This window comes from Micromonospora sp. NPDC050200, assembly GCF_040656135.1.
GTDB lineage: Bacteria > Actinomycetota > Actinomycetes > Mycobacteriales > Micromonosporaceae > Micromonospora.
In genome coordinates this window covers 38158-52433 of record NZ_JBFALG010000012.1, presented here as the reverse complement: position 1 = coordinate 52433, position 14276 = coordinate 38158, and the positions used below count along the sequence as shown (strand labels likewise).

General features: G+C 71.9%; 8 protein-coding genes. 3 read left to right on the top strand and 5 right to left on the bottom strand.

The window, feature by feature from the left end; all coding sequences use genetic code 11:
- Positions 1-7 precede the first annotated feature (7 nt).
- Together AB0I41_RS10840 and AB0I41_RS10835 are read left to right on the top strand one after the other, a co-directional pair.
- Positions 8-2044, top strand: a complete 2037-nt coding sequence (locus AB0I41_RS10840; protein ID WP_357104927.1) for a sulfatase-like hydrolase/transferase — start codon at positions 8-10, stop codon at positions 2042-2044.
- A 188-nt stretch (positions 2045-2232) separates the two neighbouring features.
- Positions 2233-3516: a citrate synthase gene (locus AB0I41_RS10835; RefSeq protein ID WP_357104728.1), complete on the top strand. Its 1284-nt coding sequence runs from the start codon at positions 2233-2235 to the stop codon at positions 3514-3516.
- Between the two features lie 73 nt (positions 3517-3589).
- On the opposite strand, the gene AB0I41_RS10830 is transcribed toward AB0I41_RS10835, so the two are convergent.
- From AB0I41_RS10830 to AB0I41_RS10810, 5 genes are all read right to left on the bottom strand, one after another.
- Positions 3590-6400: a M14 family zinc carboxypeptidase gene (locus AB0I41_RS10830; protein WP_357104725.1), complete on the bottom strand. Its 2811-nt coding sequence runs from the start codon at positions 6398-6400 to the stop codon at positions 3590-3592.
- 95 nt (positions 6401-6495) lie between these two features.
- Positions 6496-7200: a fasciclin domain-containing protein gene (locus AB0I41_RS10825; RefSeq protein WP_357104722.1), complete on the bottom strand. Its 705-nt coding sequence runs from the start codon at positions 7198-7200 to the stop codon at positions 6496-6498.
- Between the two features lie 82 nt (positions 7201-7282).
- Positions 7283-9403, bottom strand: a complete 2121-nt coding sequence (locus AB0I41_RS10820) for a M14 family zinc carboxypeptidase (RefSeq protein WP_357104719.1) — start codon at positions 9401-9403, stop codon at positions 7283-7285.
- A 125-nt stretch (positions 9404-9528) separates the two neighbouring features.
- On the bottom strand, positions 9529-10185 hold the full coding sequence (locus tag AB0I41_RS10815) for a response regulator transcription factor (protein WP_357104716.1): 657 nt from the start codon (positions 10183-10185) through the stop codon (positions 9529-9531).
- A gap of 188 nt (positions 10186-10373) precedes the next feature.
- Positions 10374-11780, bottom strand: coding sequence for a glycosyltransferase family 4 protein (locus AB0I41_RS10810; protein WP_357104714.1), 1407 nt, complete (start codon positions 11778-11780; stop codon positions 10374-10376).
- A gap of 317 nt (positions 11781-12097) precedes the next feature.
- On the opposite strand from AB0I41_RS10810, the gene glgX reads away from it, so the two are divergent.
- Positions 12098-14215 (top strand): glycogen debranching protein GlgX, encoded by a 2118-nt coding sequence (gene glgX, locus AB0I41_RS10805; protein ID WP_357104711.1) that lies wholly within the window; start codon positions 12098-12100, stop codon positions 14213-14215.
- The last annotated feature ends 61 nt before the right edge of the window (positions 14216-14276 follow it).

The following is a 14276-nucleotide window of genomic DNA, read 5'->3' as shown; positions in this document are numbered from 1 at the left end:
GCCGCCGATCGGCCGGCGCGACCCCGGTCCGCCACCGGCGTCCACGCCGTCCCCGGCCGCCGGCGTCCGGTGGCGCGCCGAGTGGGGCCGGCTGCTGGAGGTGGCCGCCCTGCTCGGGTTCGTGGTCACCCAGCCCCTGCTCGACGTGCTCGGGCGCAGCCCCGACTTCTTCCTCTTCCACCGCGCCGGCCCGCGTGACGTGCTGGTGCTGGTGGCGCTGATCGCGCTGCTGCCCACGCTCGCCGTCGCGCTGCTCGGGCTGGCCACCGGGCTGGCCGGCGGGCGGGTCCGGCGGGGAGCGCACACCGGGACCGTCGGGCTGCTGCTGGCCGCCCTGGCCGTGCAGCTGGGCCGGCACGGCACGCCGCTGCGGGGCGTACCGCTGCTGCTCGCCGCCGTGGTGCTCGGCGCCGCCGGTGCGGCGGCGCACGCGCGGTGGCGGGGGCCGGGCCGGGTGCTGCGGGTCGCCGCGATCGGGCCGCCGGTCTTCGTCGTGCTCTTCCTCTTCGCCTCGCCCTCCTCGGCGGTGGTGCTGCCACGGGCGCACGGCGGCGCGGCGGGAGTCCCCGGGCCGGGGGAGCACCCGCCGGTGGTCATGATCGTCCTCGACGAGCTGCCACTGGTCTCCCTGCTCGGCCCGGACGGGAAGATCGACGCGACCGCCTACCCGCACTTCGCCGAGCTGGCCGCCGGGTCGACCTGGTACCGCAACGCCACCGGGGTGAGCGGCTGGACGCCGTACGCGCTGCCGGCGATGCTCACCGGCCGCTACCCGGCCGAGCCGCTCGCCCCGCACTACTCGCAGTACCCGGACAACCTCTTCACCGCCCTCGGCGGGCTGTACGACATCCGGGCCCAGGAGAGCATCACCCGGCTCTGCCCGCCCAGCCGGTGCGACCAGCCCAGCAGACCGGAGCAGGGGCTCGGCGTGCTGGTCCGGGAGAGCGGCACGCTGCTGAAGCAGGTCACCGCGCCGGTGGACAGCCGGGTCGACCCGGAGGAGTCGTACCGGGAGCGGACCCGCGCCGAGGCCGGGCTCGACGCCGCCGAGCCGGTCCCGGACGACCCGAGGTTCCGCTTCGACAACCTGAACGAGAACCAGCCGGCCCGGTTCACCAGCTTCCTGGCCGGCCTGCGCCCGTCGAACCGGCCCACCCTGCACTTCCTGCACCTGCTGATGCCGCACGCGCCCTGGGCGTTCCTGCCCTCGGGAGCGCGCTACGCCGCCCCCGATGACCTGCCCAACGACGGCGCCGGCTGGGTCGAGCTGGCCCGGGCCCGGCACCTGGCCCAGCTGCGCTACACCGACCGGCTGGTCGGCGAGACGCTGCGCACCCTGCGCGCCACCGGTCTGTGGGACAAGGCACTGATCCTGCTCACCGCCGACCACGGGGTGAGCTTCACCCGGGACTGGCAGGGCCGGGGGCTGGACGCGATCGACCACGCGGCCGGCGAGGTGGCCTGGGTGCCGATGTTCGTCCGGAGCCCCGGGCAGCGGGCCGGCCGGGTCGACGACCGCAACTGGGAGCACGTCGACCTGCTGCCCACCATCGCCGACGCGGTGCACGTGCGGATTCCCTGGACGGTCGACGGGCGTTCCGCCCGGCAGGCCCCGCGCGAGGGCGCCGAGAAGCACTTCTACGACCGCCCGGGCCAGCCGCTGACCCTGCGCGGCGGGGTGCCGACCCGCCCGCCGGACCCCGCGCCGCACCCGCTGGTCGGCACCGTTGTCGGCGACCGGCCGACCGGCGGGACGGCCACGGTGGCGAACCGGGCTTCGTTCGACCGCGTCGACCCGGACGCCGGCGAGCTGCCCGCCCTGGTCTGGGGGACGGTGCCCCGGGACGTGCCCGACGGCACGCTGCTGGCGGTGGCGGTCAACGGCCGGGTCGGCGCGGTCGTGCCGGTGGTGCCGCGGGACAAGGGGGGCCGCCGCTTCGCCGCCCTCCTCGCCGACGACCACCTGTTCCGCGCCGGGGCCAACCGGCTCGACCTCTACCGGGTCGGCTCCGACGGCGCCCTGCGCCGCCTGACGCTGTCCTGATGCTTCCTCCCCCGACGTCCGTCATCGTCGGGCTCGCCCCCGCCCACCAGGGTTTCCCAGCCGTCGGGCCGGGAATCGGGTGACGCATACCTCACCACCGAACCACGGCGGGCGGTACCCCGGGGACCGTGATTACGGTAAAAGCGAAGGCAATTCAACGAAGATTCGCCGGCGAAGCGAGGAACCAGATGACGGAAGTCAAGCTCGATCACCCCGGTGGGCAGCTTTCGATGCCGGTGCAGGCCGCGGTCGAGGGCCCGGCGGGCATCGGGGTGAGCAAGCTGCTGAAGGAAACCGGGATGACCACCTACGATCCCGGTTTCGTCAACACCGCGTCCTGCTCGTCGGCGATCACCTACATCGACGGTGACGCCGGCATCCTCCGGTACCGCGGATACCCGATCGAGCAGCTGGCCGAGAAGTCCTCCTTCCTGGAGGTCTCCTACCTGCTGATCTACGGCGAGCTGCCCACCCAGCAGCAGCTCACCGAGTTCAGCGAGCGGATCCGGCGGCACTCGTTGCTGCACGAGGAGATGCGTCGGTTCTTCGACGGCTTCCCGCGCGACGCGCACCCGATGGCCGTGCTCTCCTCGGCCGTCAGCGCCATCTCGACCTTCTACCAGGACAGCCTGGACCCGTTCGACTCCGAGCACGTGGAGATGTCCACGGTCCGGCTGATGGCGAAGGTCCCCACCATCGCCTCGTACGCCTACAAGAAGTCCATCGGCCAGCCGCTGCTGTACCCGGACAACTCCCTGGGCTACGTGGACAACTTCCTGCGGATGACCTTCGGCGTGCCGGCGGAGTCGTACGAGGTCGACCCGGTGGTGGCCCGGGTGCTGGACATGCTCTTCGTGCTGCACGCCGACCACGAGCAGAACTGCTCGACCTCCACGGTCCGGCTGGTCGGCTCCAGCAACGCCAACCTCTTCGCCTCGGTCTCGGCCGGGGTGAACGCCCTGTTCGGCCCGCTGCACGGCGGCGCCAACCAGGCCGTGCTGGAGATGCTGGAGAAGATCAAGGCCGATGGCGGGGACGTCCGCTCCTTCGTGCGGAAGGTGAAGGACAAGCAGGACGGCGTGAAGCTGATGGGCTTCGGCCACCGGGTCTACAAGAACTACGACCCGCGTGCCGCCATCGTGAAGAAGGCCGCCCAGGACGTGCTGGGCCGGATGGCCAAGCCGGACCCGCTGCTGGACCTCGCGGTGCAGCTGGAGGAGATCGCGCTGGCGGACGACTTCTTCGTCTCCCGCCGGCTCTACCCGAACGTGGACTTCTACACCGGCCTGATCTACAAGGCCATGGGCTTCCCGACCAAGATGTTCACGGTGCTGTTCGCCCTGGGTCGGCTGCCCGGCTGGATCGCCCAGTGGCGCGAGATGATCAACGACCCGGAGACCAAGATCGGCCGCCCGCGGCAGATCTACACCGGCTACGCCGAGCGGGACTACGTCCCCGCCGCGGAGCGCTGACGCCGGTCCTGACGACGAAGGCCGCCGACCCCGTGCGGGTCGGCGGCCTTCGCGTGTTCCGCGGGCCGGTGGGTCAGCCCACCAGGGAGCGGAGCGGGATCTGCGTGTCCCGGAGGGCGTTCACCAGGTCACGCAGGTACGGGTGCTCGTCGGCCTGCAGGCCGTCCCGGTTCGGGATCACCAGGTAGGCCGACCCGTCCGCCACGGAGACCCGGGCGGTGTCGGTGTACCGGGCGACGACCGCCTCGGCGCGGTCGCGGTCACCGGCCGCCACCTCGACGGTGATCGGCCGCCACTCGCCGCCCAGGTTCTCCGCCACCGGCGCGGCCGCCGCAGCCGCCCGGGCGGGGTCAACCCCGGTCGCGCGCAGGCCGGCGCGGTTCGCCGCCTCACTCGACGGGTAGAGCAGGGCGTTGGCCACCAGGTGCTGCGCGTTCTCGGTGTACGCCCGGAAGAGCGGGTTGAACGCGAACAGCACCGCCCGGCCGGCGCCGGTCGGCTCGTCCACCAGCGCGACCGTCCCCTTCAGCGCGTCGCTGTGCACCGCGTAGCCGTTCGACCAGAAGGTGTCACCCGACGGGTAGCTGAGCACGTTGGTGCCGGTGCTGCTCGGGTTCAGGATCGAGTCTTCGTTGTTGAACGCGAAGTCCTCCGCCGGGCGGCCCAGCGCGACCGGGCTGTCGTGATCGACGTCGACCCGCAGTTGCGAGCCGGGCACCTGGTAGCCGCCAGGCTTCCCCTTCTCGGTCGCCGAGGTCAGGCCAGCGGCCCGGGCCATCCGGGTGCCCTCGTTCCGCAACCCGATGTAGGTGTGGCCCTGGGCGATCCAGTTCCGCAGGTTGGCCTGCCCGGCGGCGGTGAGCCCGCCGGTCGCGCTGCTGCCGTCCGGCACGAGCAGCACGGTGCGCTCGGTGAACGCGGGCGTGTTGTCGTTGATGTCGGCGGTGGTCACCGGCTTCAGGTCGAGGCCCCACCGCTTGCCCAGCAGGTACCGGGCCTCGCCGTGCGAGCCGGAGGTCAGCGAGATGCCGGTGCCCTGGAACAGCCCGACATCCGGCAGGTCCACCGTCGATCCGCTGGCCGCCGCGGCATGCGGGGTCAGGGTCACCCCGAGGGACCTGGCAAGGTCGTCGATCTCCGAAGTCAGGTTCTTGGCGGGGAGTCCGACCACAGCGGTGTCGAGGTCACGGACCAGCGGCACGCCCTGGCCGAGTAGCCGGAAGGTGAGTTCGGCCGCTGCCGCGGAGTCCAGCGGGTACGCGTACGAGCCGAACGCCGGCGCCGCCGAGGTCTTGCCGCCCGAGATCCGCCGGACCAGCTGGGCCTGGGGCCGGACGTCGTCCCCGGTGTAGATGGTGTCCACACCCATCAGCAGCGGGTTGCTCCAGGCCGACACGTCGTAGAAGTAGGGGAACGGCACGTACGCGTCCTCGCCCATGATCGCCTGGATCCAGTGCTTCTGCGGCTGGTCCATCGGGATCCAGTACGCGCCCACCGGCACGGTGACGTCGCTCGCGGTGCGCCCGCCGGCGATCCGGGCCGTCGGCACCTTCGTCGGCTTGGTCACCTCGTACACCTCGACGTCCATCCGGCGCAGCCGCTCGACCAGCTTGCGCACGTCGGCGAGCTGACGGTCGGGCAGCAGGAAGTACGACCGGATCTTGACGTCCGGCACCGGGAACTGGACCGTGTTGGTGGGCTGGACCACCTCGTTCGGCTCCAGCGTGCCGGCCCTGCCCTGGGCCAGGGCGTCCGTCCAGATCTTGAAGTAGCCGCTCAGCACCTCGTGCTTGTTCGCGGCGGCCCAGCCCAGGGTCGACCACTGGGTGTGGAACTGCTGCTGGACCCGGTTGGCCACCGCCGACGCGCTGCCCTTCTCGAAGGTCATGCCGGCGGCGCCGAAGCCGGCGGCCGGCACCGTGTCGCCATACCCCATGAAGAACAGGTCGTACCTTGCGTAGTTGAAGTAGCACTCGGTGGTGACGGCCCCGCCGCAGGCGCCGTTGAACCCGAAGCCGGCCTTGTTGGCCTCGCCGATCCGGTTGATCCAGTCGACGTTCTCGCTGGCGATCTCGTGGTGGATCGGGTCGGCGTTGGGCGGGAAGAAGTACTGCGAGCCGCCCATCTCGTGCGCGTCGACGAAGACCTGGGGCGGGTACTGCCGCAAGAGTTCGATCTTGCCGTCGGTCTCCTGCTGGGTACGCGCGAACCAGTCCCGGTTCATGTCGAAGCCGTACTCGTTCTGCCGCCGGCTGGCGTCGCGGCCGTCCGGGTTCTGCGTCGGCACGATGACGGTGACCAGGTTGTCGTTCCGCTCCGCGACCGCACAGGACAGGCCGGAGGCCAGCTCGTACAGGGTCTTGAGGGCGGCGTCCGTACCGCTCTTCTCGCCGCCGTGCACGTTCGCGGTCACCCAGACGATGGCCGGGCGGTCGGTCGCGGTCTCGGCGGCCTTCTTCGCCGTGGTCCCGCGCGGATCCCGTAGGTCGCGGATGTCGTTGGCGATCTGCTGCAGCGCGCCCGGCTGGACGTGCCGCTCGTTGGAGACGATGGCGTACGGCAGCGGCTGGCCGAGCACGCTCGTCGCCATGACGCCGGTGACGACGCGGTCGGAGGCGGTGTCGATGGCCGTCAGGTAGTTACGGACCTCGTCGTTGGTGACGACCCGCTCCTGGCCCGTGCCGAGCGGAAAGCCCAGCGCGGACTCCGGGCTGGGCACGGTGGACAGGCGGGCGGCGGGGTCGGTGCTGCAGCCGGGCGTGGGGGCCGCGCCGGCCGGGGCGCCAGCGAGCACCGGCGTGATGCCGGCCAGCAGGAGCAACGCGGTGAGGCTGGCCGTTCTTCTGGACGGGACCGCCCCGGGGGGACGCTTCGACAGGCGCATCGGGATGCCTCTCTTCGCTTTGGGGAGAGATCAACTGAGGTGGATCGGAACCCTACGACCTGCGCTTTCTGCGGTCAAGGTTCAGCTCGGGCCGGTCAGTGCGCCCGGTGCCCGTCCGCGCGGGCGGTGGTGGGCAGGTCACCGAGCACCCGGTTGATGAGGTGGATCCGCGCGTTGGCGACCCGGTAGTCGGCACACACGGTGTCGGCCCGGTCGGCCAGGCGGGCGCTCGTCTCGCGTCCGGTGACGGTGAGCCTGGTACCGGCGAGGGTGGTGACCTGGCCGGCGGCCACCATGTCGGACAGCGACAGCGACCCGGCGACGAGGTGTTCGCGGAGCAGGCCGCGAAGCTTGTCCTTGTCGACGAGGAGCAGCTGGTCCAGGGTGTCCTCGGAGAACTTGGCCGCGAAGGCGTCGTCCGTCGGGGCCAGGATGGTCAGCCCCGACCCGCCGCGCAGGTCGGCGGCCAGCCCGGACGCCCGTACCGCGGCCTCGAACGTGGTGAGCACGGGAAGCCACTGCAGGGCCGCCTCGGCCGGCTGACCGGCCAGGGACGCCGGGTTGCCCGGATCGCTGCCCGAGGGCAGCAGGTCGCACAGGGGCCCGCTGACCACGGCGGCCGCCGGTGCGGCGGTCCCGCCGGCCGCAGCGCGCGGCTCGACGCCGGAGCAGCCGGTGAGCACCAGGGACAGGGCGACCCCGGCGAGCGCCACCAGCCGTCGCCGGGGGTGGTGACGGCGGGCCGGCCGCCGGAGCCGGGGGAGGGATCGGGGTGGCGGGGGATTGACGGGCTGGTCCACGGCGTTCTCCAGGTCCGGTCGGGTCGTACGGTCGGTCGTACCGGCAGGCCCGACAGGGCCTGCCGGTACGACGGTCAGCAGGTCACAGGCTCGCGCACTGCCCGGTCTTCGGGCCCTGCACCGAGTTGCCCAGCCCGAGGTCGACCGGCGCCGAGGCGTTGCCGCCGCAGTGCAGCGGACCGGTCACGGTGCTGGCCGCCACCAGGGGCGCGTCGCCCCGGTTGTCGGACACCTCGACCGGGCCGGTGACCGTGGCGTCGACGACCACCACCGGACCGCTGGTCTCGGCGATCCGGACCGGGCCCTCCACCGCGCTGTCGGTCAGGAAGACCCCGGCCGCACCGCTGGCGTCCACCGGGCCGATGATCGACGAGCCGGTGGCGATCAGCGCCGCGCCGGGCCGGACCCGGACCGGACCGGTCACCGTGGCGTCCCGCAGGCAGGTCACCCCGGAAACCACCAGCTGACCGCTGTGCTGGCCGGTCACGGTCGGGTACAGCCGCTCGGCGTCCACCATCTTCTCGACCGCCTGCCCGTCGAGCAGCAGGGGGATCAGCCCCCGCTCCGGCTGGGCCAGCGGGACCACGTACCCGTCGGCGACCTTGACCACCTTCCAGCCGTGCGCGGCGAGGCGCTGGGCCACGGTGGTGCGCTGGCCGGCCGGCCCGTCGGTGCGGGCCCCGTGGTACTGCTCCTCGGTGAGCTTGTACGCGCACGGCGCGTCGTTGAGGATCCGGTCGGGCTGCGGCGCGTCGAGCGGCGGCGGGGCCTCACCCGGGTGCGGCGCCGGGTGCGCCTCGATCGGGCGGGACCCGCGGAAGACGATCCGGCCGGTGTTCGAGACCTGGAAGGTGATCGCGTCGGCGCGCGCCGAGGTGATCTCCTTGAGGTTCGCCCGGTGGTAGTCGAGGAACTGGTTGAAGGTCCAGAGCGCGGAGTACGCCTTGCGCCGCCGGTTGTTCGCCGTGTTGCCCTCGTCCGGTCGGGTGGTGCCACCGGAGCTGCGCAGCTCCAGCAGCGAGTTGACGACGTTCTTGAGGCCCAGCGTGTTGCGCAGGATCGTCTCCTCGCTCAGGCCCACGTTCCCGCCGCCGTTGCACCCGTACGGGCACGGCCACCAGCCGTCCCTGGCGCCCTGGGTGTACATGTGGCCCTCGATCATGTGCTGCGACTCGTCGAAGATCGACTGGGCCACGTTCTGGTGCCGGGGCGGCAGCATCGGCAGGTCGCCGGCGCTGGAGTTGCCGAACTCGTGCCCGTCGTAGCCGGCCACCGGACGGTAGTCGCGCAGCATCTGCATCAGCGCGAACGTCTCGGGCTGGCGGATCAGCGAGTAGTCGCGGTTCAGGTCCTGCCCGGTGGAGTTGCCCCGGGTGTTGGCGGCCCGGCCGTCGCCGTTGATGGTCGGCACGATGAGCACGGTGGTGTGCGACAGCAGGTCGAGCGTCCGGGGGTCGTTGCTGAAGGCCAACTGCCGCGCCATGATCAGGCAACCTTCCCGGTCACCGGGCTCGTTGCCGTGCACGTTGCAGTTGACCATCAACGGCGAGGTGGCCGCCACCGCCTCCGGGGTGGCCGGCGGCGTGGGGTAGCCGATGACGAACATGTTGATCGGCCGGCCGAGCGCGGTCTTGCCGATCTCGGTCACCCGGACCCGGTCGCTCAGCTCGTCGATCGCCGCGGTGTAGGCGTACTCGTCGACGTCGCTGGTGTACTGCGCCGCAAGAGTGGTCTCCCACTGGGTCCGCAGGTTCTCGCCCGGTACGTTCGGGTCGCCCCACGGCGCCGAAGTGGTGCCGGACACCGGTTCCGAGTACGGCTGCTCGGTGGTCCCGAAGCGGGCACGCACCCGCCACTGGAACCGGGCGCCCGGGTTGAATCCCGCGTCGGCGAAGGTCGGCGAGGAATTGTTGATCTGGCGGTTCGGGCGCCAGACGCCGGTGATGACGGATGGGCCGGTTGCCGAGTCGTCGACGGCGACCGGCGTGCGCTCGATCTGGTAGTCGGTGGCGCCGTCGACCGGCGTCCACCCGAGGGTGGCGTAGCCGTCACCCTGCACGACCGTGAGGCCGTGTACCTGGTTCGGCTCGGTCTGTGCGGTGACAGCCGCCGGTTCGGCCTGTGCGGGCGCGGGCGTGGCGACCGCCGCGAGACTGGCGGCGAGCAGGACGGAGAGAAGCGCTGTCGTCCGTCTGTTTCTCATGGAAACTCCAGAACAGGAGGGATGGCACAGTCCGGACAGCACACGCCAGCCACCTCGTCCACGGTCGACGGTGTGGGATTTCTTGAGGATGATCTGAGGATCGGCTCGGGAAGCCCCGCGCCGGGCTACCCCGGCCGTAGCCGGTACCCCACCCCGCGTACGGTCTCCACCAGGCCGGCGTCGTCGAGCTTGCCCCGTAGGGCCGCGACGTGGACGTCGAGGGTGTGCCCGGCGTTCCAGGTGGTCTGCCAGATGTCCATCAGCAGCCGGTCCCGGGACACGACCGTTCCCGCCTGCCGGGCCAACGCCATCAGCAGCGCGAACTCCTTGCGGGTCAGGCTCACCTCCCGGTCGGAGAGCCAGACGCGCCGGGCGTTGAGGTCGACCCGCAGCTCGCCGACCTCCAGCGTCGTCTCAGCTCGCGTGGCGCGGGCCGTCCTGCGCATCACCGCCTCGATCCGGGCCTGGAGTTCCGCCATCGAGAACGGCTTCACGACGTAGTCGTCGGCACCCGCCCGCAGCCCCGCTACCCGGTCCCGCTCCTCGGACCGGGCGGTCACCGCGATGATGGCGATGTCCTCGTTGTGTCGGCGGATCTGCCGGCACAACTCCAGGCCGTCCCGGTCGGGCAGGTTGAGATCGAGCAGGACGAGATCGACCGGCCCCGCCGCGGCCGCCTCCGACGCGGTGGTGGCTGTGATGATCGCGTGGCCCCGGCGGCGCAGCGCCGCGGACAACGCGGCCGCGACTCGCAGATCGTCCTCCACCAGAAGCACCCGCACCCGCGTCTCCTCGGACCTCGTCCCGACAGGTCCACGCGAGTCTGTCCGATGGACACCGGCTGCGACCAGCCCGGACGCAAGATCGTGACCGCTTGATCAGGTGTCTCGGCCCATCCCGGTGACCCGCCGGACCGCGGCCGCCGTCGGGCGGGCGACCCCGCCCGAGGTCGCCCGCCCGCGGGTACGCCTCAGCGCAGGCCGGCGGCGGCCAGCAGGTTGCCCTCCGACAGTGGCGGGAGCGCCCGGCCGAGGGCCATCCGCTGCTCGGCCCGCGCGGCGGTGACCGCGGCGTCCGTCGCGATGGCGGCGGCGTACGTGGCGGCGGTGCGGGACGCGATCGCCGACCAGCCGTACTGCTCGTGCACCATGGCGCGGGCGCGGCAGGCGAGGGCCCGGGCCCGCTCCCGGTCGGCGAGCAGCGCGTGCACCGCCTCGGCCAGCCCGTCCGGATCCTGCGGGGCGAAGGTCATTCCGGTGACGCCCGGCTCGACGATCTCGGCCAGCCCGCCAGTCCGTGATACCGCCAGCGGCGCGCCGGCCGCCGCGCCCTCCAGGGCCACCATCCCGAACGGCTCGTAGATGCTGGGCACCGCGAAGCAGTCCGAGGCGGCCATCACCGCCGGCAGGTCGGTGCCGCCGAGGAAGCCCGGCATGCTCACCGCGCCGCCCAGCCCGAGCCGGTGCACCTCCGCCTCCAGCGTGGCCTTGTACGGGCCGTCGCCGACGATCACGGCGCGCAGCCCGGGGTGCCGCTCGCGCAGCCGGGGCAGGCCGGCGAGCAGGTGCTGCACGCCCTTCTCGTAGACCAGCCGGCCGGCGAAGGTGACCAGCGGGCCGTCCCCGGCGAACCGGGCCCGGGCCGCGGCGACCGCCACCCTCGGCGCCTTCCAACGGTGCGGCTCGACGCCGTTGGGGACCACGTCGACCCGGCCGGCCGGCACCCCGAACAGCGCGCCCACCTCGTCGCGCATGTAGCCGGAGCAGGCGATCACCCGGCTGGACTCGCCGGTGAGCCACTGCTCGACGCCGTGGATGGTGCGGTTCATCTCCTCCGGCAGCCAGCCCTGGTGCCGGCCGGCCTCGGTGGCGTGGATGGTGCTGACCAGGGGCAGGTCGAGGTGCTCGCGCAGGGTGATCGCGGTGTGCGCGACGAGCCAGTCGTGGGCGTGGATGACGTCGTACGTGCCGGACTCGGTGGCGCGCAGGGCGGCCCGGGTGAGGGTGTGGTTGAACGCCATGGTCCAGGCCAGCAGGGAGCCGGTGGCGAGCGGGAAGGTGACCGGGTCCTCGGCGGCGCGCAGGATGCGTACGCCGTCGGCGTACTCCTCGAGGGGTGCGTCCTCGGCGTGTCGGGTGACGACGGTGACCTCGTGCCCGGCGGCGGCCAGGGCCACCGACAGCGCGTGCACGTGCCGGCCGAGCCCACCGACCAGCACCGGCGGGTACTCCCAGGAGAGCATCAGGATGCGGCGAGTGCGCGGAGCCACCCCGGAGCCGGCGCCCTGCTGCGGGATCTGTGTGCGGGAGGTGGGGGAGGGCCGGCAGGTCCGGTCCGGTGCGGTCACGGGCTGCTCGCCGACGCGCGGAGTGGTCACATCAATCTCCGTCCATGCACGAAAGGTCGCGCCGGCAACGGTGGCGGCGAAAAGAAGGTGGTGGGGTGGCCGAGGGCCGAGCGGACCCACCCGCGCGGGCGCGTCCGCATCAAGCAAAGGGCATGACGCGGTACCGCGCACCTAGAAAAGGCCTATCGTGACGGAAGACACCCAAAGGTCCGGCCGGCATCAGGTGGGTGGATATCGGGTACCCGCCGATCGGGTGGATTGACCGGAGGCGGCGTGGGGCATTAGCGGCGTGCGCACCGGGGGCTACGCCGTCCGGTGCGCTCATGATCATGTGCCGAAGGAGCGACATGCAGGTCTGGCCGGGCGAGCGCTACCCCCTCGGGGCCACCTACGACGGGATGGGCACCAACTTCGCGATCTTCTCCGAGGTCGCCGAGAAGATCGAGCTCTGCCTCTTCGACGAGTGGGACACCGGCGCCGAGCGGCGGGTCGAGCTGCGCGAGGTGGACGCGTACGTCTGGCACGCGTACCTCCCGGGCGTCGAGCCGGGCCAGCGGTACGGCTACCGGGTGCACGGGCCGTACGACCCGGCGAACGGGGTGCGCTGCAACCCGCACAAGCTGCTGCTCGACCCGTACGCCAAGGCCGTCGACGGCGAGATCACCTGGGACCCGGCGGTCTACGACTACGACCTGGCCGACCCGGACCGGATGTCCACCACCGACTCGGCGCCGCATCTGCCCAAGTCGGTGGTGGTGAACCCCTACTTCGACTGGGGCAACGACCGGCCGCCGCGCACCCCGTACCACCACTCGGTGATCTACGAGGCGCACGTGCGCGGGCTGACCATGCGCCACCCGGACATCCCGGACGAGCTGCGCGGCACCTACGCCGCCATCGCCTCCCCTGTGATGATCGACTACTTCAAGCGGCTCGGGATCACCGCGGTCGAGCTGATGCCGGTGCACGAGTTCGTGCACGACCACCGCCTGGTCGACCTGGGGCTGCGCAACTACTGGGGCTACAACACCATCGGCTTCTTCGCCCCGCACCACGGTTACTCCGCGCTCGGCCGGCTCGGCCAGCAGGTGCAGGAGTTCCGGGGCATGGTCAAGGCGCTGCACGCCGCCGGCATCGAGGTGATCCTCGACGTGGTCTACAACCACACCGCCGAGGGCAACCACCTCGGGCCGACGCTGAGCTTCAAGGGCGTCGACAACGCCAGCTACTACCGGCTCAGCGAGTCCGACCGGCGGTCCTTCGTCGACTACACCGGCACCGGCAACAGCCTCAACGTGCGCAGCCCGCACTCACTCCAGCTGATCATGGACTCGCTGCGGTACTGGGTGACCGAGATGCACGTCGACGGCTTCCGCTTCGACCTGGCCGCCACCCTGGCCCGGGAGTTCTACGAGGTCGACCGCCTCTCCACCTTCTTCGAGGTGGTGCAGCAGGACCCGGTGGTCAGCCAGGTCAAGCTGATCGCCGAGCCGTGGGACGTCGGCCCCGGCGGCTACCAGGTCGGCAACTTCCCGCCGCAGTGGACCGAGTGGAACGGCAAGTACCGGGACACCGTACGGGACTTCTGGCGCGGCGAACCGGCCACCCTCGCCGAGTTCGCCTCCCGCATCTCCGGCTCCGCCGACCTCTACCAGGACGACGGGCGGCGCCCCTTCCACAGCATCAACTTCGTCACCTGCCACGACGGGTTCACCCTCACCGACCTGGTCTCGTACAACGACAAGCACAACGAGGCCAACGGCGAGTCCAACCGTGACGGCGAGGGCCACAACCGGTCCTGGAACTGCGGCGTGGAGGGCGACACCGACGACCCGGGCGTGCTGGCCCTGCGGGCCCGACAGCGGCGCAACTTCCTCGCCACCCTGGTCCTCTCCCAGGGCGTGCCGATGATCGGCCACGGTGACGAACTGGGCCGCACCCAGCGCGGCAACAACAACGCCTACTGCCAGGACAGCGAGCTGGCCTGGATCGACTGGGAACGGGCCGACCACGAGCTGCTGGCGTTCGTCCGGCGGCTCACCGACTTCCGGGCCCGGCACCAGGTGTTCCGTCGCCGGCGGTTCTTCACCGGGCTGCCGGTCGGCGGCCGCAGCGCCGAGGCGGGCCTGCCCGACCTGGCCTGGTACACCCCGGACGGCCGGGAGATGACCGGCGAGGACTGGGGCAACGACTTCGGCCGCTCGGTGGCGCTCTTCGTCAACGGCGACGGCATCCGCGAGCGCGGCCAGTACGGCCAACGCCACCAGGACAGCTCCTTCCTGCTCTGCTTCAACGCCCACGACGCCCCGCTGGACTTCACGCTGCCGGGGGAGGAGTTCGGGCAGCGGTGGGAGTTGGTGGTCAGCACCGGGGAACCGGAACCGGAGAAGACCACGATCGTCGAGGCGGGCGACGCGATCTGCGTGCCGGACCGCTCCCTGATCGTCCTGGAGAGGACGGTCTGACCATGTCCGACGCCCCTCGACCCGACGTGACGGCGGCACCGACGACGCGGGTCGGGTCGAC